Here is a 17,223-nt window from a genome sequence, read left to right as displayed (position 1 = left end):
AGGAGGCTCCTCGATGGAATGGCTGGCGTTTGCCGGTGACGTGCTGGCGTTTCTCACGGCCGTCCTTCCCCTGATCGCCGATACCCGCCGCCGCTCCTCTCGGGGTACTCCTCGCGACGAGAACACCGGACCGGACGCCGCCCCGGAAGATCCTCCCTCTCCTTTGTACTGACTGCGGGGCCCGAGGGGCGCGGTGAGGCTGCCCCGCTCGCCGGTCGCGTGATGCGACCGGCGAGTCAGGGGCGGCCGGGCGGGCGAGTGTCGTCCGGCCGCCCACATCGTCGCCTCGCCGGAGCCGGCGCGTGCGCCGCCCGACCCCGGCCCGCCCCGCCTCCCGGCTGCGCAGGCCGTTCACCGCTAGGGTGCGGGCCGTGTTCGAGTCTCAGCGCGACCTCGTCGGGTATGGCGCCGATCCGCCGCACGCCGCCTGGCCCGGGGGAGCCCGCGTCGCCGTCAGTCTCGTCCTCAACTACGAGGAGGGCGGCGAGCGGAGTGTCCTGGAGGGTGATCCCGCGTCGGAGGGCTTCCTCCACGAAATCGTCGGGGCACCGCCCGTGGTGGGAGGTCGCGACCTGAACGTCGAGTCGATGTTCGCCTACGGTGCCCGGTCCGGGTTCTGGCGTGTCCACCGCGTGCTCACGGCGCACGGGGCACCGCTCACCGTCCACGCCGTGGGGCAGGCCCTGGAGCGGAACCCGGAGGCCGCCCGGGCCATGCGGGACGCGGGCTGGGAGGTGGCGGGCCACGGCTGGCGGTGGATCGACTACCGCGACATCCCTGAGGACGTCGAGCGATCCCACATCGCACGATCGGTCGCGGCCATCGAGCGGCTCGTCGGGCGTCGGCCCGTCGGCTGGTACACCGGCCGGACCAGCCCCGGCACCCGACGTCTCGTCGCCGAGGAGGGCGGGTTCCTCTACGACAGCGACGACTACTCCGACGACCTGCCGTTCTACGTCCGGGCGGCCGGACGCCCGCACCTCGTGCTGCCGTACAGCCTGGACGCGAACGACTTCAAGTTCCTGATCGTCCACGGCTTCGCCACCGCCGACGACCTGCTCGCCTATCTCGTCGACACCTTCGACACGCTCCATGCCGAGGGAGCCGAACACCCGCGCATGATGAGCGTGGGGCTGCACTGCCGGATCGTCGGCCGTCCGGGTCGCATCCGTGCGCTCGACGGCTTCCTGCGCCACGTGGCGCAGCGAGGCGGGGCATGGCTGGCCACCCGCGAGCAGATCGCCCGCCACTGGCTCGCCGCCCACCCGCCGCCGTATTGACCGGGCCCGGCGCCTCGACGACGCCGAAGCGCGGGGCCCGGTGGTCGGCATGGACGGCTGTCCGCCGCCCGCGCCGCCCCCGGCGGCCCGTGACCGTGGCCTCCGCGACGCCCTGGTGGCGATCTTCTCTTCGACCGGTGGCCGGACCGATCGGGCCCGCCGGGGCCAAGCGGGCCCGCGCGAGTTGGAGGCCGCGCGGTGCGGGGAAGTCGCTACGATGCCGGCGCCGCCCGTGCGGTCCAGGTCTGCGCGGGCGTGCCGCCCAACTCCTTGAGAGCAAGGAGCAGAGGCGTGCCCGTGAAGGTGCCCACCGGGACGACGGCCTGTTCGGGGCGGGGACGGGAGGTGATCGCGCCGTTCGCTCTGACGAAGAAGGTCATCCGGGATCGCTTCTCGGGATCGTCGGAGGCGCACGGGCGGATGCCGATGGCCGCCGCGTTGCCGTCGGCCTTGAGGCAGAAGTCGGGATCGGCCGTGTTGTGCAGGCGTCCTTCGGAATCGAGAGTCCACCGCTGTGTCGGAGTCGATGTGCAGGTCGCCGCCACTGCGTTGACGTGCTTCTGCACCTTCTCGCCCTCCACGTCGAGGCACAGACCCGTGCCCGCGTGCACGAGTTGTGCGGGGACCCCCACGCGGAGCAGGGACGGCTGTGCGGAGGCGCTACGGGTCCCGGAGGCGGACGGTGTGCTCCGCTGCCGCGGGGCCGGACGGGCATCGGGGGGCCCGTCCTGGCGGTCCAGCACGGCGCTCGCGGCCACTACGCTCACCAGGGCCAGTGCGCTCAGGGCGAGCACGGCGGCCGGAAGGCGGCGTCTCCGGGCGGAGCGATGGGCCGGTCCCGTCACGGCCCCGCTGCCCGCCGGGGCCCGGACCGCGCCGGTGGCGTTCCCGTGCGGAGCGTGCGCCTCGCTCCTCATGGTGCGGCCGCCGGATGCTTCCGCGTCCGGTCCGTCGATCTCGCGGAGGGCGATACCGGTGGCGTAGGCGGCTCCGCCCCACGGCAGTAGCCCTTCGGCCAGGGTGCCGCGTGGGTCGTCGGACATCCGGCGCAGGTCGCCCAGCAGCTGCGTGCACCTGGAGCAGTCGGCCAGGTGCGCGACAAGGTCCGGATGGTGCCGACCCTCTCCCGCGCTCGACGCCGCCTCGACGAGCCGGCGGAACGCCTCGCACCGCGGGGTGCCGTGGCGGGCCAGGTGCTCCTGAACGTAGGCCGCATGCAGCGCGCGGTGTGCCTTGCCCAGCAGGTCGGGAACGGCCCGCGCAGGGACGCTCGCGAACGCGGCGACCGTCCCGCTGGGCTCCGCGTCGACCACCGAATACCACAGGACCCCCCGCGCATACTCGGCCAACTGGGCGAATGCGCTGAGCATGACATTCGGTAACCCGTGCCCGGAGTCGTCGACCGCGGACGGATCGTTCGCCGGGCGTGCGCCGGCGGTCAGCGTCCAGGCCAGGAAATCCGTCCGCAGGTGTTCCCGCCGGCTGTCGGCCGCCCACAGGCCGGCGGTCTCGCGGACGTGGGTGAGCGCATGATGGCGTGCGGTTCCCAAAGGGTCCACGCCCGCGCGGAGTTCCTCCACGGCCCGGGTGAAGGACTCCGCCGCGAGATGCTCCCCGGCCGTCTCCTGCGTGGTGAAGACACGCGCGTAGACCACAACGGCACGCATGTGCCGGTCGTGGAGTTCCCACGTCGCCGCACGGGCGTCTTCGCCGCGGGTGCGCAGGCGTTGGACGACCTCCGTGTCGGACAGTCGGCGCGTGAGCGCGGTGGAGCCGGGTTGCCACGTGTTCGCAGTATCCGAAGGTGTCACTGTGGGACTCGCTTCCTCGTCGTCACCGGGTACCGGCGCCGGGCAGGACGACGCGTGTCGGCGATCGGGTGCTCGGCCGGTCGCCTCCCGATCCGGACCAAGCCGGCTGCGAGCGGCCCAGCGTCGTCGAGCGGCGGACCCGGCCGCCGGCGCCGTGACACTGGGCGACGCCTGGCTCGGCGCCTCTCGTGCCGCTCCCCGTCGCCTTCCTCGGCGGCACGGTGCCGCCGGAGTCGGTCTCCTCGGCCGCACAGAGCAGCCGCCGGAGAGAGGAGCGCCTCGCAGATCGGGGCCGCTCCATCTCTCCGTCGGGCGCACCCCCAGCGCCCAGGGGTCAGTCCGTCCGCCGTCAACCGCGCCGGGATGGCGTCGCCGTGCCGCCGGGGGAGGCGGAGCCGCTGCTGTTCGGCGCGGCAGGGACGCCGTCGGCGGTGTGTGGATCGGTGTCCGCGGGCGTCGCCGTGGGGGCGCCGTCCGCGGGGGTCGGGGTGGCGCGTGTCGTGCCGAGTGGCGCCAATACGGCGTCGACGACCAGGCCGTCGCCGTTCCTCGTCAGTGTGACGGGGTCGGGAAGCCCGAGGAGTCGCTCGCAGCCCAGGTCGGTGAAGGTCTGGCTGGCGCGTGCGGCGAGGAATGCGTAGAGGTTCGGTGCCGTGCCGGGGTCGGGGGAGGGGGCGGACTCGAAGATCGCCCTGTCGTCGAAGACCCGCCGGATGCCCGCCGGATCGCCGAACAGCGTCCTGCAGTACGTCGCTCCGTCGCCGTCGCCGTCGCCGGTGATCGCGGGCATGCCGACCCCCACCCGGTACGCGTCGGTCTTCTCGGTGCTGAGGCGGCCGTCGATGAGTGCCATCGGATCGGTCCGGGGGATGAGGGCGATCGGGCTCTTCTGGCCGGCCGCGGCGGACAATTCGTCCAGCGCGAGGGCGGACGTGGCCCTGCCGTCGCCGGACTGATCGGGTGCGGTGAACGGCCGGCAGCCCAGGGCCGGATCGATGAACTGGGTGAGCAACAGGTTGTCGCTGCCGTTGGCGAGATCGACGGGACTGCTCACTTTGGCCGACCTGGGCCTGCCGTCGTGCCGGTGGCGGCGGTCGCCGCGGTTGGCCACCCGGCCGGTGCCTGACAGCGCGGCTCTGCCGGCCGCGTTGTTCTGGGCGATCCGGCCGTGCGCGTCGGCCAGGTAGTGGGTGACGACGTTGTCGCTCCCGTCCTGGTCGACGACGGAGAAGGCCCGCGTGGTCGGGCAGGGCAGGCCGTCCTTGGCCGTCCCAAGAGCCGGGATCCCGAGCTTCTTCCGGGCTGCCTGGTCGTGCGCGGCGCGGAAGAAGGCCGGCGCGTTGCAGTAGGCGAACTGGCCGAAGACGGAACCCTTCACGCCGTTGACGCATCTGCCCTCGTGCAGGCCGTGGGAGTGGCCGCTCGCCCGCAGGGTCAGCCGGGCGTTGTTGAAACCGAACCAGATGCCGACTGTCGAGCCCTTCGGCACGGTGGCTCGTGCGGGGCGGGTGGCCGGTCGCCGTCCTTTGTCGATCACCAGCGGGTGGTAGATGCTGATGTCGCCGTCCTCGGTGAGGACGGCGGCCTCCACGAACGCCGCCTGGTCGGCGTTGGCTTCGTGGCACGGCCCTTTCGCCGGGTCCGTGGCGACGAGTTCGTAGGGCGTGGCAAGGCCGCGGGCGCTGAGCGGCTTCCGGGGGACCAGCAAGGTGCAGTCCGGGTTGGGTTCACCGGTTGGTGCCGGAGGGGTGGAGGCCCTCCGGCGGCCGGGGAAGGAGCGATGGTGGCCTCCCGCCGCGAAGACCGATCCGGCGACGACCGCGAGGATCACCGGTCCTCCGATCAGCGCGAGCCACAACTTCGAGTGTTTCCAGCGGCGCGCGCGTTCGCGGTGCCGGGAGCGTGATGCGGATATCGATCTGTTCTTGCGCATGGACGTGCTCCTTACTGGTACTCCCTCCGGGCGGGCCATGGGGGTCGTGCCGTGTGCGAGTTGCCGACGGCTGTGCTCGCCCTGGGCGGAGGGACAAACTCTTTGCCGTTACGGTCCGGTCGATTCGCCGCCTGTGCCGACCCCGGCATTCGGCGACGATAACAGTACGGCCGACAGGTGCGTGCGGAGGTTTTTCAAATAGACGTCCCGTCAACAGGTGGCATTCGCCGCCGGTGCAATGGTGCAGACCAGAGGATTTGGCCGTGCATATCGGAAAAGGGCTCCGAGACCCGTCCCTGGACGCTCCGTCAGATCTTGTGCCGCGACGCATCTGTGCTGCTTGGGGTGAGACATGTATCCGTGATGCCGTACGGGCAGCGCGGCGCGGAGATGCGCCGACAGCCTTCATGCAAGGGCTTTCTGTATTCCCTCGGCCCCCGAACAGGGCATTGCTTCAGCAGGGTCGGGGGCGTACTGGTCGCAGTCGACAGCGATATCTGTACGCATCCTCCGGTGACGTGTCCTGCCCACTGTCAGCGCGGTCACACGGGGACGGTCTGGCGGGACCGGATCCGCTCCGTCTCTTATCGGCACGTGAAGAAGGCAACTCCGCGTGGCCGTGGAATGCTCGCGCAATATCCTGAGTGTTCCGGCGGTCCGGTACGTATTCATCCGGAGTCGCCCGTGAAATACCCGGGCGACACGTCGGCACGGCCGTGTCCGGGGCGCGGGCCGACATACGGTCGTGCTCTCTTCCGCGACTCCCGGGCGCCGCGAACGGGGGCGCCTCCTGTGTTGTCCGGACCCCGAGCGGGCCCGGCTTGCCCGATCCGTGCGGCGGTGAGCGCGGGCGGCGGGACGGGGAGGGCGGGAGCACCCGGAGTGCCTGGAGCCGTCGGTGGCGGTCGCCGGGCGGGGTGTGTTGCGGCGCGCCGGCGGTCGCCGGTCCACCGGCATCGGGCGCTCGCGCGGCTCACAGGATCAGGTGCTTGACCTGGGCGTCGTCCAGCAGGCCGGTCAGTGACAGGTCACTGCCGCCAGAGTGCCGGACCCCGGCGTGCGGCATCTCCGAGACCGTCGCGTCGTGCGGGTTGACCAAGACGATCCCGGTGTGCAGCGCATCGCCCGGTCGTGGTCCCGGGTGTCCACCTGCTCGCCGCCAGGCCCCTGTGGCACCCCGTTGGCCGGCCGTAGGGCTTCCTCCTCGTCCGCGAAGGCATGCACGGTGACGACCGGCCCGAACACCTCCCCCTGGGCGATCTCGTCCTCCTGCCGCAACCCGGCCACCACCGTGGCCTCGTGGAATATGCCGGGCCGGTTCAGGGCGGCGCCACCGGCCACGACCTCCGCGTTGGCGGGCAGCCGCTCCAGCAGCGCTCGCACCTGGGTGAGCTGCGCTGTGCTGTTGAGCGGACCGAAGTCGGTGTCCGCGTCGCAGGGCCCGTCCGGAACCCGGTTCGCCGCCTTCTTCACGCCGCTGACATCAGCGACGGATCCCATATCGCCGCCTGTGCCAGTGCTCCGCACTGTCGAGCCGTCAGTAGCGGTGGGAGGGTTGCGGCAGCGGTGCGCTGGGGGCGGGTTCAATGTGGCGGCGCCTGATGAGGAGGACGATGATCAGGGCGACCTGTACGAGGATGACGGCGGATGACCCAGCGTAGAAGGCGGGATCGCTGCCGATCTGGCTGGAGAGAAGTCCGAAGTCCCAGCAGGCGTGGACCAGCATCGGCAGAAGGATCGTTCCGGCGACCCGCAGGCAGAGGTAGAGGAAGTAGCCGGAGGTGGAGACGATCAGCGCCTGCAGGATCGCTCGGGCCCCCTCGTCCAGGGCGTTACTGAGGTGGGCCAGACCGAAGACGACCGAGGTCCAGAGAGCAATCTTGGCTTCGCTGAGGCCTGCACGTTTGAAGACCTGCACGCCGATGCCGCGGAACATCAGCTCCTCTCCCACGCCGACGAGCATCACGAGCAGCACCAGACACCCTGTCAAGGACGCACTCTGCTGGGTGAGATTGGGGAAGTCGATGTTGATGACGGCGCCGATCAGCATGAGGATCGGCACCCAGCGCACCCAACGCTGTACCGGGACCCGGTAGTGCAGCACTTCTTTCCACCAGCCGAGCCAGGTCACCACGGCGGCAACGAATACCACCGATACGGCGACCGGGATCAGAGTGTTGCGCACGAGGCCTTCAGTGGTGGGGAACTGGCTGTCGGCTCCGGAGGTGTCCACCTTCAGCAGGGCGCCGAGGCCTTGGATGATGCCCAGGTAGAGGAGGACTACCACTAGGTACCAGGGCCAGGCCAGGTGCCGTCCCTGCCGTGCACCGGTCCTCGTACGTGCCGCACGTTCCACGGCTTCCCTCGCATTCCGCCCCGGCCAACGGGCCTGCGGCACTCATGAATCGGGCAAATAGGTACAGATGCCTCAGATTGCCACGAAAGGGGTGCGGTCGCGCTCCGGATGATCGCTAGCCCGGCCGGACTCGCACACCAGAAACGCCCAAAAAGGCACAATAGATCATTCGCGTGAAACATAAATCGTGTTCTCTGTCTCTACGGCATCTATTTGGTACCCGCGGAAGTGTGTGTGCGCCTCATCGATGATCAGGACCGTGAGCGGCCACTCCGGTGACGGGCCGACGTGCCGCATGTTCTTCACGCCCAGCACGTCACGGATCGCCGAAGACCGTCGCTTACGCAGCTCCACCAGGCGCTTGAACAGGACGTTCGCTTCGTCGAGGTTGTCCCCGCAGAACCCGACCATCCGCTTGACCAGGTCGGCGTAATCCCCTTCCGAGGCCCGCGACACCTTCCCGTCCGCCGTCACGATCTGCACCGCCGCCGAGGGTGCGAAGTCGCAGAGGTACGACGAACTACCTGACGCGGCTCACCACCTGCTCGAAGATCACTGAGAACCGCAAGAAGGCATGCCCCAGCAGCCTGCCGCGCCCTTCGGGCAAGTCATGCGACGAGTACCCCTTCGCCGGCACCTGGCAGGGCGCGCGCTACAGCGGCGGCCCGTATGCGCCGAGTACCACCTCTTCCAGATCACGGACCCGCAAGGGCCCGTGGCCGACGACCTCGATGCAACCTACAACGGGCTCGTATCCGCTGCCGGAGGCGTCATCGATCTGGACGTCACCGTGCCGTAGTGGCGGCCCTTGCGGGTGGCGTACTCGTCCACGCCGACCACCCGCGGCGCGGGCGCTTCGGGCTCGGGAAGGGCGTCGATCAGGCGCAGGAGGGTGCTCCGGCTCACGGACGCGCCGAGGACGGCAGCCAGCCGGGCGCCGGCCCGGCCGGCCAGGGCGAGACCGACCGAGGCCAGCGTCGAGCGCAGCCCGCTCGGTGCGCTGACCGTGCCGACGGGTCAGGCCGGGTATCTGCTCCACCACGGTCCGGCGCGAGCCGCCTCGGCTGGACGCTTCGCGGGTTGCGGCTCGACGGAGATCGCTGTGGGCGTCGTATCGGAACGCTCAGGTCTTGATCCTGTACACCACAGCGCGGGACGTGACCGACGCGTCCAGCGGCACAACGAGATCTACGCCCGTGCCGTGTACGAAGGCTTGCAGGTGATCCAGGGCGAGTACCTGTGGGCCCCAAGTGCCTGTGCCCGGTGCGCGGAGTCCCTGCTTCGCTCCGGAAACGGACGGACTCGGTGTACTGCACGCCGAAGTATCGCACTTGAGCCTGGAGGCTGCGCCGCGTGGCGTCAGCACAGCCGGTGACTGATCCGAACGGCCGTTCCCGTAAGCGTCACCCCGTGACATCCATCCATCACGATCGACCGCCACGGCACCCCGTGCGCTTCACCAGCGGCCGCGTACGGCTGACTCCGCTTGTCTCATGGGTGCTGTCAGAACCGGGCGGGCGTACAGTTTTACTGTGGGTGACATTCGGTGCGAATGGTGGGCTTTCCCGCCCGGAGAGTCGGCGGCGTGGGCCCGCGGGTACTCCCGGTCGGCACATCGCCAGCCTCGGCACGGTAGGGGGCCAAGGCCTGCGGAAACTTTGCTCTTCAGCTGCTGGACATTGCCCACGGATACCGGCCGTCCTCGCCGGTGCGGCTCTCAGCGGGGCGGCATTGCGCTCAGCACGGTGGACCTGCCCGGGTCCCCGGCAACTGTTGGGGTGTCCACGCGCCGGCAGCCGGGAACGGACCGGGCACGGATCAGCGAGGGGACCCGGGGCACCGACGCCGAAGCAGCCCCGTGTCCCTTCGCTGCCACGCCGACGGTCGCCGCAACTGCCACCCTGGTCAAGTGAGCCGCATGCGAGTGCCCGACAACACCGATGGCGGATCCGGTCCCGGCATAGCGCGCCTTCAAGCTCTGATGGCTGATGCCGTGCGCGAAACCGGTTCATCGATTGGTCTGCTGTATCTCCTGCAACCCGAAGGGGACGTTCTGGGGCTGTCGCTGGTTTCCGGCGTCGCACACCGGCTTGCGGCGCCCTGGACTCGTGTCCCCGTGGATGCCGCGTCTCCGGTCCCCGATGCCATGCGGCAGCGGGACATGGTGTGGCTGGGCAGCCGGGAGGAGGTGGCGCGCCGATACCCGCAGCTGGGCATTGTGCTGCCGTACGACTTCATGCTCGCTGCGGCCCCGCTGACCAGCGGTACGGCTGTATGGGGCGGAATCGCGCTGCTGTGGCCGGTCTGGCACGCGCCCCAGCTCGATCTGCACGAACGTGAGACGGTCACCGCCTTCTGCCGAAACGCGGCAGCGCTGCTTAAGGAGGCCGCTGGCCACGGCCGTCCGTTGCTGCCGCCCGAGGAGCCCCGGATTCTGCCGGCGCCTCCGGCCGACGCCACCCCAGCCCGGGCCATGGACGCCCTCAGTTTTGCCGAGCGCCTCCCGATTGGCTGCTGCGCTCTCACCCTCGACGGCCGGGTCACTTTCATCAATCCAGCCGCCGCCGAACTCATGGCCGTCGGCGCCGCCTCCCTCATCGGCAACCGGCCCTGGGAAGTGCTCCTGTGGCTGCAGGAACCACTCTTCGAAGACCACTACCGGGCGGCTGCGATCACTGGCAAGCCCACGTCGTTCACCGTCCTGCGCCCTCCGGACACGCCACTGTTCTTCCAGCTCTACCCCGGCCACAGCGGCATCAGCGTTCACATCACACCCGCTGCACAGCACGAACACCCGCCACACAGGCCGGCCCCGTCCACCGAACTGGTCAGCGCGGTGGCGCTCTACCACCTGACACATCTGGCCGTCGTCCTCGCCGAGGCCGTCAGCTGTCAAGATGTGGTCGACGTCGTGGCCGACCAAATCGTGCCCGCCTTCGGACCTCAGGGCCTGGTCCTCATGACCACCAAGGAAGAGCGACTGCACGTCATCGGTCACCGCGGCTACAGCGCCGAGTTCATCAACCGATTCGACGGAACGCCCTCGGCCTCGCGCACCCCGACCGCGCACGCCCTGGCCACCGGCACCTCTACCTTCTTCTCCACCTTCGCCGACTTCGAGCGCGCCTACCCCGACGCGCCCCGCTACGAGAGCAGGAGCGCCTGGGCCTTCCTTCCCCTCATCGCATCAGGCCGCCACATCGGCACTCTCACCCTCTCCTATGACAAGCCCCAGCCCTTTCCCCCTGCTGAGCGCGCCATCCTCACCTCCCTGACCGGGCTGATCGCCCAGGCCCTGGACCGCGCACGCCTCTACGACGCCACCCGCACACTCGCCCACACACTCCAGACCGGCCTGCTCCCCGGGACATTGCCCGTCGTCCCAGGTTTGGACGTGGCAGCCCGCTATCTGCCCGCCGACGTAGGCCACGGCATGAACATCGGCGGCGACTTCTACGACCTCATCCACTCACCCCACGCCACCGTGGCAGCGATCGGTGACGTCGAGGGCCACAACACCACCGCTGCCGCCCTCATGGGACAGGTCCGCAGCGCTGTCCACGCCTATGCCGCCATCGGCACACCCCCCGGCGACCTCCTGGCCTGCACCAACCGCCTCCTCACCGACCTCGACCCCGGATTGTTCGCCAGCTCCCTGATCGCCCAGCTCGACGAATCCCGCCAACGCGTCCGCCTCGCCACCGCCGGACACCCCCCACCCCTGCTCCGCCATCCCGACGGACGCACCGAAGTCCTCCGCCTTCCCCCCGGCCTGCTGCTCGGCATCGACTCGGAGGCCGGTTACCCCACCACCGAGATCGCCCTCCCGCCCGGCGCCGTACTCGCCCTCTACACCGACGGACTCGTGGAAGTCCCGGGCGCCGACATCGACGACACCACCAACACTCTGGCCCAGCACCTCACCCAGGCTCAGACCCAGGACCTGGAACGTCTCGCCGACACCCTCATCCGGCATGCTCAATCGTCCGCTCCCCGCCACGACGACATCGCGCTCCTGCTCGTCCGTCCGCAACTGAACAGCGCCTGAGTCCCGCAGTGCGTTGAGTTGGCGATTCACGCAGCATGAATGCCCTGCTCGCGACGGCCCACCCTTCCCATGATCTACCAGCGCATACCAAGCGCATCCAGCTCCGCACGACTCTCCGGTGCGAGCTTGTCAGCCCTGCGCCGGGTGTTGTCGAGCCACTCACCAAGCCGCAGACCAACGGCCTGACTGCCCTCACCGGCCACCTCTTCGAGGTGCCACCGTGGAACGCGCAAGTGGCCTTCGCGCGGGGAAGTGCCGGGCCGCCGCGAGATGGGTGGCCCACCGCTCGGCTTGCGTCTTCCGGACCGGCTGCAGCTCACCGTCGCCCGCAGGCTCCAAGCCCAGGACGCTGTCGAGCAGCCACTGCTGTGCGTGCGTCAGCTTGTCCCAGCCGATCCGCTGCGCAATCGTCCAGGCGCCGAGGTCTTCGCCGTGCACGATCACCTCGCCCGACTTCTCGGCAGGACGCCGGCGGTGCGCAGGTACTGCAGGGTGAGGTGAAGGCCGCGCTGCCAGTCGATCCTCCACCCTGGACACCAGGCAGGGTCGATCGCGTCCAGCGCCTCCATTCGGCTCTCAGTCAGCTCCCCAGCCGCGGAGGTGCCCGCTTCCCCGGCGGCGCGCAGCTCGGCGTTCTCACGCGTCTTACGGGCTGCTGCGCGCTGATTCTTCAGCCACACCACAGCGCCATCCCGTCCCCGCCCCACACCGCGTTCGTGGGCGGCACCAGATGCCCGTGCACGGCCGCATAGTCCTGGGCCACCGCGAGCCCATCGGCCCACACCCGCGGCCTGGCCTACGAGACGTACGCCGGCATCTTCGACACCACCAGCACTCCCAACGCCACATACACCCGAGCCGAATACGGCGAGTCCCCCATCCAGACCGAGACGGTCTTCGACGGAGCCGGCCGGCCCACCACCAGCACCCTGTACGTCGGCGGCGTCAAGAAGCGGGCCACGGCCACCGGCTACACCGGTGACTCCGTTGCCACCACAGCCGTGCAGGGTGGCAACGGCACCAAGGGCGACCGCCACTACGACTGGGCCCTGATCGATGTCCTGGCCGACGCCGCCCCCGCAGGCGGGACGAGGCATGGCATGCGTTCCTCGTCGTGCGCCGCCACCGATACGCCCGTGAACGGTCCTTGTACCGCTGCCACTCCACCACCCCCGTCAGTCTCGCGGTCCTCGTGAACATCATCTGCATCCGCTGGAAGATCGAGGAGGACTTCCAAGCCGCGAAGGGCCTGGCCGGACTCGACCAGGGCCAGGTGACCTGCTGGACCTCCTGGATGCGCTGGAGCCTGATCAGCCTGTTCGCCGCCGCCGTCCTCGCCGTCCCCCACGCTGCCACCCGCGCCGTCGAGAAGACCGAACACGGCCTTCAACTCGCTCCGGCCAGCGGCCGCGAACTCCTGGCCGTCCTGCGGATCACCGCACTCCTCACGCCCCGCCGCGACCTCGAGCACGCCCTGCACTGGTCTGCCTGACGTCGTCAGCACCGGCACCAGGCCACTGAGGCCCACCGCAGATGGAACAACGTCACCGTGGCGGCGACCACATGACCGGAGCCGGACGATCAAGACTTACAGCTGCCGTGACTGAGAGGCCGGCAAACAGCTCCTCACCCAGCTCGCCGCGGACTACCGCACGATCACCAAGGCGTGAGTCGACACTGGTTACAAGACCAAGGCCATCGAGCATGGTGCCGGCCTCGGCATCGATGTCGACGTGGTTCCACGAAACGAGCAGGTCAAAGGCTTCTCCGTGGCCCCGAGGCGCTGGGTCGTCGAGCGCAGCTTCGGATGGATCATGATGCATCGCCGCCTCGCCCGCGACTGCGAGACCAACCCGCACACTCCGAAAGCATGATCCGCATCGCGATGATCTCGAACGTCTCGAAACGGACAACCAGCTAAACACTCATAAACTGGCACAACCCATGGACTATCCGGTTTTCAACCGGAACATCCTCTGAGGACGCGTCAGCCCTGCCTCACGGGGGCGCTGGATTCCCTCCAATCCCAAGAGGGGTCCGGGTTGATATTTCGAGCCGACTTCCGGGGTGTGTCGCGGCCTTCATCTTTCCTATTCTCGCCACAGTGCAGCTCAGCTGCTTGATCGTGAATATCGGATGCGCATCGAATCTATCTCGTGCCTGTCCAGGGAAGTGGCCTAATCGAACTCTTTACCGAGGTCTTCCTGAAGGGGGAAGCTTTGGGGGTACATCGCGTCGACGGGGTTCGTTGTGTTCGAATCGGTTGTTCCTGGTGCATGCAGCGCTCGAACCGAAAGTGAGGGCCCGTCTGACGGTGAAGTGCAGGTCAGCGCCGATCGATGCCGAGTGTGAAGATCTTTGCGGTAGGTCCGCAAAGTGTGACCTGACGGTTCGACCGGATTCGATACAGAGCAGGATCCTCGGGGCTCGGGGCGGAGCAGACCAGGCCGCATTTGTTCTCTTTGGCCGCGTCAGGTCCCACGAAGCCGACTGTAAGAGTATTTCAGCCCCCCGCGCGTGCGCCTGCGTGCTCCTTTTTCGCGCCGGTTGGCATCATTCGGCATCGTAACGACACCGTGCGCTCGCGCGTCCATCGTGCACGAGTAATACGTTTTCATGCAGGGCGTATTCCAACCAGCGGTCCTCGCCGTTGAGAGGGGCAGGCATGACGAGCCACGCAACCAGAGTCGACCTTGAGGAACTGCTGCGCCGGGCGCTGGAAGCCTCTGGTGAGGGCGCGCGGTGGACCACCGACGCGGACGAGACGTGGTGCCGTCTCGCAACCCTGTCCGGGATTCAGCGCAAGCAGGGCTGGAAGCTGCACGTGTCGGCGACGTCCGCCTCCGCGCCGGCAGTCCTCGCGCAGGCCCTGGACGTGCTGCTGCGGGAGGAGTCGGCGTTCAAGTTCGCCCGGTCCCTGGAGCAGGTGAGTGCGCTCAACTCCCGTGCCACACCGCGGGGAAGCTCGGGCAAGTTCATCACCGTCTATCCGTGCTCCGATGCCGACGCGGCCCGGATCGCGCTGGAGCTGCACAAGGTGACGGCGAATCTGGCCGGCCCCCGGATCCTGTCGGACCAGCCGTACGCGGTGAACAGCCTGGTGCACTACCGCTACGGGGCCTTCGTCGGCCGACGAAGGCTGTCGGAGCAGGGGCTTTTGGTGTGGTTCTACGAGGACCCCGACGGCAATCCCGTCGAGGACATGCGCACCGGTCAGTATTCCCCGCCCTCGTGGGCGCTCAGCCCCTTCCCCGCACCGGTACCAGCCGCGCCGCGTACGGAGGAGGCGCCGACGGGCCCGGTCTTGCTGGGCGGCCGTTTCTCGGTACGGGAGGCGATCCGCCACACGAACAAGGGCGGCGTCTACCGGGGAACGGACGTCGCCACGGGCGCACCCGTGGTCATCAAGGAGGCCCGCCCGCATGTGGAGGCCGACGCGTCCGGCTGTGACGTACGCGACTGGCTGCGTGCGGAGTCCCGGGCGCTGGAACACCTCGCCGGCACGGGCCTGGCGCCGGAGCTCCTCGCGATGTTCGAGCACGGCGGACATCTGTTCCTGGCGCAGGAGGAGATACCAGGAGTCCCCCTGCGGAACTGGGTCGCCGAGCGCTTCCGCGATGTCGGCAGTGAGCGCTATGGCGCCGACGCTCTGGACCAGGTCGGGCGTCTGGTGGCCCTCGTCGCCGCGGCCCACGCCCACGGCTGCGTCCTACGGGATTTCACCCCTGGCAACATCATGGTCCGGCCGGACGGTGAACTGCGTCTGATCGATCTGGAGCTTGCGGTCCTGAAGGGCCATGCCGGCCTTCCGACGACGGTGGGAACCCCGGGATTCAGCGCCCCCGAGCGACTGCGGGGCGCGCCCGTCTCCCCGACGGCCGACTACTACAGCCTCGGCGCCACGGTGTGCTTCGTCCTCGCCGGGAAGGTCCCCAATCTGCTGCCCGAGGAGCCCGCCACCAGATCCGCGGAGCAGCGGCTCGCCGAGTGGCTGGCCGCCTGCGAGCGAACGCTCCGCCTGCCGGACGGCCTGCCCGAGATGATCCTCGGGCTGATGAAGGACGATCCGGCAGAGCGCTGGGACCCGGCCGGGGCCCGTGCGGCACTGCGCCGAACCGCGAGGCCGTTCTCCGAGCACCCTGCCGGGCCGGCGGACGAGGACCCTCAGGCCGACGCGACGGCGGCCGCGGTGGCCGGGATCTTGGACCACCTCGTCGATTCGATGAATCCAAAGGACGAGCGGCGGCTGTGGCCCGTTTCCACCATGGCTGGGGAAACCGACCCGTGTACGGTGCAGCAGGGCGCGGCCGGCGTCCTGGCGGTTCTGGCCCGGTACTTCGAGCTCACCGGCGATCCGCGCCTTCCGGAGCTGATATCCACCGCGGGCCACTGGATCGCGGCGCGTACGGATACCCGCTCCACCCGCCCAGGCCTGCACTTCGGCGGCAGGGGGACCGCTTGGGCCCTGTACGAGGCCGGACGCGCCGTCGATGACCGCGCCCTCATGGATCACGCGATGGCCCTTGCCCTGGCCCCGCAGGAGCCGACGCCCCATCACGACATCACCCACGGCACCGCGGGCAGCGGACTGGCCGCCGCCCACCTGTGGCACCGAACCGGCGACCCGCGCCTGGCCGGGTTGGTCGCCGACGCGGCCGACCGGCTGGCAACGGTCGTGCGGACCGAGCCGTCCGGCGTGAGCTGGCCGGTCCCCGCGGAAGCCCTCGCCAAGGAAGCCGGAAAACGCTACCTCGGCTTCGCCCACGGAACATCCGGCATCGGATGCTTCCTCCTCGCCGCCGCAGCCATCTCGAACCGGCAGGAGCACCTGGACCTGGCCGTGGCAGCGGGTGAGGAACTGGTGGCCAGCGCCGTGATGGTCGGCGAGGCGGCCCACTGGCCGGCCCAGGCCGCGGACGTGCCCACCGCCCCGTACTGGTGCCACGGATCGGCCGGGATCGGCACCTTCCTGGTCCGGCTGTGGCAGACCACCGGCGACGACCGGTTCGGTGAACTCGCCCGCCACGCCGCACGAGCCGTCGTGGAACGGGCGTCCCGCGCCCCCCTCACCCAGTGCCACGGGCTGGCGGGCAACGGCGACTTCCTCCTCGACATGGCCACGGCCACGGGGGATACCGCCCACCACACGATGGCCCAGGACCTGGCCCGCCTCATCGTTTCCGAACGGGCCCACCGCGACGGTCACGTCGTCTTCCCCAACGAGTACGGGGACGTCTCGACGGGCTGGAGCGACGGATCCGCGGGAATCCTGGCATTCCTCCTGCGGACCCACCACACAGACTCCCGGCACTGGATGATCCAGCAGCCGGGCTGAGCGGCAGGATGTCTGCCGCCATCCCACAGAGAAGGAGAAAGCCATGGAGAACCGCGACCTCGAACTGCTGGCTCACCTGCACGCCCTTCCGGAGACCGACCCGATCGGCGCCGACGGAGCGGCGTTCGCCAACACCTGCGAGTGCGTCGGCCTGCTGACGCTCCTCAACACCGTCTGTGTCGGCGTCAGCTGCGCCTGACCAGGCACTAGGGCCCTTCGGCTCCGGTACGTCTCAGCGGCCAGAACAACGGCGGTCTCGTTGACGAGGCGCTGAACACCGGACCCGCCGGGAGGGAGCACCCCGTGCTCCCTGGTCGACACCCGACGGGACAAGACGGAACGGGCTCCACGGACCTCCGGCCGGCGGCTGCCCCACGGCGCCGCCGGCCGGAGCACAAGCCCCACCCCCCCCTCCATCAGGGAGCCGCGCGCCGGACAAGGCCCCACCCGCGCCGGGCTC

14 protein-coding genes and 2 pseudogenes are annotated in these 17,223 nt (G+C 69.5%); 8 read left to right on the top strand and 8 right to left on the bottom strand.

Going from position 1 to position 17,223, the window contains the following annotated elements; all coding sequences use genetic code 11:
* Positions 1 to 13: 13 nt before the first annotated feature.
* Positions 14 to 172, top strand: coding sequence for a hypothetical protein (locus ACGFS9_RS30695; RefSeq protein WP_393257751.1), 159 nt, complete (start codon positions 14 to 16; stop codon positions 170 to 172).
* Positions 173 to 371: 199 nt separating this feature from the next.
* A complete protein-coding gene (gene puuE, locus ACGFS9_RS30690; protein ID WP_393257748.1) occupies positions 372 to 1,280 on the top strand; it encodes an allantoinase PuuE in 909 nt (302 codons plus the stop codon).
* Between the two features lie 212 nt (positions 1,281 to 1,492).
* Here the strand turns inward: puuE and ACGFS9_RS30685 are convergent, their stop codons facing one another.
* From ACGFS9_RS30685 to ACGFS9_RS30660, 6 genes are all read right to left on the bottom strand, one after another.
* Positions 1,493 to 2,947: a ricin-type beta-trefoil lectin domain protein gene (locus ACGFS9_RS30685; RefSeq protein ID WP_393257745.1), complete on the bottom strand. Its 1,455-nt coding sequence runs from the start codon at positions 2,945 to 2,947 to the stop codon at positions 1,493 to 1,495.
* 493 nt (positions 2,948 to 3,440) lie between these two features.
* Positions 3,441 to 5,024, bottom strand: a complete 1,584-nt coding sequence (locus ACGFS9_RS30680) for a hypothetical protein (protein ID WP_393257742.1) — start codon at positions 5,022 to 5,024, stop codon at positions 3,441 to 3,443.
* A gap of 1,017 nt (positions 5,025 to 6,041) precedes the next feature.
* Positions 6,042 to 6,524, bottom strand: coding sequence for an aldehyde dehydrogenase family protein (locus tag ACGFS9_RS30675; protein WP_393257739.1), 483 nt, complete (start codon positions 6,522 to 6,524; stop codon positions 6,042 to 6,044).
* Between the two features lie 37 nt (positions 6,525 to 6,561).
* A complete protein-coding gene (locus ACGFS9_RS30670) occupies positions 6,562 to 7,311 on the bottom strand; it encodes a CPBP family intramembrane glutamic endopeptidase (RefSeq protein WP_393257737.1) in 750 nt (249 codons plus the stop codon).
* Between the two features lie 234 nt (positions 7,312 to 7,545).
* A complete protein-coding gene (locus ACGFS9_RS30665; RefSeq protein WP_393257734.1) occupies positions 7,546 to 7,863 on the bottom strand; it encodes a hypothetical protein in 318 nt (105 codons plus the stop codon).
* Positions 7,864 to 8,118: 255 nt separating this feature from the next.
* A complete protein-coding gene (locus ACGFS9_RS30660; RefSeq protein WP_393257732.1) occupies positions 8,119 to 8,286 on the bottom strand; it encodes a hypothetical protein in 168 nt (55 codons plus the stop codon).
* Positions 8,287 to 9,496: 1,210 nt separating this feature from the next.
* On the opposite strand from ACGFS9_RS30660, the gene ACGFS9_RS30655 reads away from it, so the two are divergent.
* A complete protein-coding gene (locus tag ACGFS9_RS30655; RefSeq protein ID WP_393257729.1) occupies positions 9,497 to 11,428 on the top strand; it encodes a SpoIIE family protein phosphatase in 1,932 nt (643 codons plus the stop codon).
* Positions 11,429 to 11,502: 74 nt separating this feature from the next.
* On the opposite strand, the gene ACGFS9_RS30650 is transcribed toward ACGFS9_RS30655, so the two are convergent.
* Positions 11,503 to 11,631: a hypothetical protein gene (locus ACGFS9_RS30650; protein WP_393257727.1), complete on the bottom strand. Its 129-nt coding sequence runs from the start codon at positions 11,629 to 11,631 to the stop codon at positions 11,503 to 11,505.
* Complete coding sequence (locus tag ACGFS9_RS30645) at positions 11,621 to 11,872, bottom strand: hypothetical protein (protein ID WP_393257724.1); 252 nt, start codon at positions 11,870 to 11,872, stop codon at positions 11,621 to 11,623. Before ACGFS9_RS30645 ends, ACGFS9_RS30650 begins: the two co-directional genes overlap by 11 nt.
* A gap of 338 nt (positions 11,873 to 12,210) precedes the next feature.
* Between ACGFS9_RS30645 and ACGFS9_RS30640 the strand changes: the two are divergent.
* The 5 genes and pseudogenes from ACGFS9_RS30640 to ACGFS9_RS30620 form a co-directional block, all read left to right on the top strand.
* Positions 12,211 to 12,453 (top strand): annotated as a pseudogene (locus ACGFS9_RS30640) (hypothetical protein); the annotation flags it as partial.
* 89 nt (positions 12,454 to 12,542) lie between these two features.
* On the top strand, positions 12,543 to 12,920 hold the full coding sequence (locus ACGFS9_RS30635) for a hypothetical protein (protein WP_393257721.1): 378 nt from the start codon (positions 12,543 to 12,545) through the stop codon (positions 12,918 to 12,920).
* 121 nt (positions 12,921 to 13,041) lie between these two features.
* Positions 13,042 to 13,349 (top strand): annotated as a pseudogene (locus ACGFS9_RS30630) (transposase); the annotation flags it as partial.
* Positions 13,350 to 14,093: 744 nt separating this feature from the next.
* Positions 14,094 to 16,763: a class IV lanthionine synthetase LanL gene (lanL, locus tag ACGFS9_RS30625; RefSeq protein ID WP_393257718.1), complete on the top strand. Its 2,670-nt coding sequence runs from the start codon at positions 14,094 to 14,096 to the stop codon at positions 16,761 to 16,763.
* Between the two features lie 43 nt (positions 16,764 to 16,806).
* Complete coding sequence (locus ACGFS9_RS30620) at positions 16,807 to 16,962, top strand: VenA family class IV lanthipeptide (protein ID WP_360395722.1); 156 nt, start codon at positions 16,807 to 16,809, stop codon at positions 16,960 to 16,962.
* Positions 16,963 to 17,223 lie beyond the last annotated feature (261 nt).

Source organism: Streptomyces sp. NPDC048566 (assembly GCF_043199735.1).
Taxonomy (GTDB): Bacteria; Actinomycetota; Actinomycetes; order Streptomycetales; family Streptomycetaceae; genus Streptomyces.
The sequence above is the reverse complement of the archived record's forward strand: the minus strand, read 5'-3'. Positions and strand labels throughout refer to the sequence as shown.

Excerpts from the sequence above, each read along its gene's own strand:
- ACGFS9_RS30695 (WP_393257751.1), top strand. The coding sequence starts at position 14 with ATGGAATGGCTGGCGTTTGCCGGTGACGTGCTGGCGTTTCTCACGGCC.
- ACGFS9_RS30685 (WP_393257745.1), bottom strand. The coding sequence starts at position 2,947 with ATGCGTGCCGTTGTGGTCTACGCGCGTGTCTTCACCACGCAGGAGACG.
- ACGFS9_RS30680 (WP_393257742.1), bottom strand. The coding sequence starts at position 5,024 with ATGCGCAAGAACAGATCGATATCCGCATCACGCTCCCGGCACCGCGAA.
- ACGFS9_RS30675 (WP_393257739.1), bottom strand. The coding sequence starts at position 6,524 with ATGGGATCCGTCGCTGATGTCAGCGGCGTGAAGAAGGCGGCGAACCGG.
- lanL (WP_393257718.1), top strand. The coding sequence starts at position 14,094 with ATGACGAGCCACGCAACCAGAGTCGACCTTGAGGAACTGCTGCGCCGG.
- ACGFS9_RS30620 (WP_360395722.1), top strand. The coding sequence starts at position 16,807 with ATGGAGAACCGCGACCTCGAACTGCTGGCTCACCTGCACGCCCTTCCG.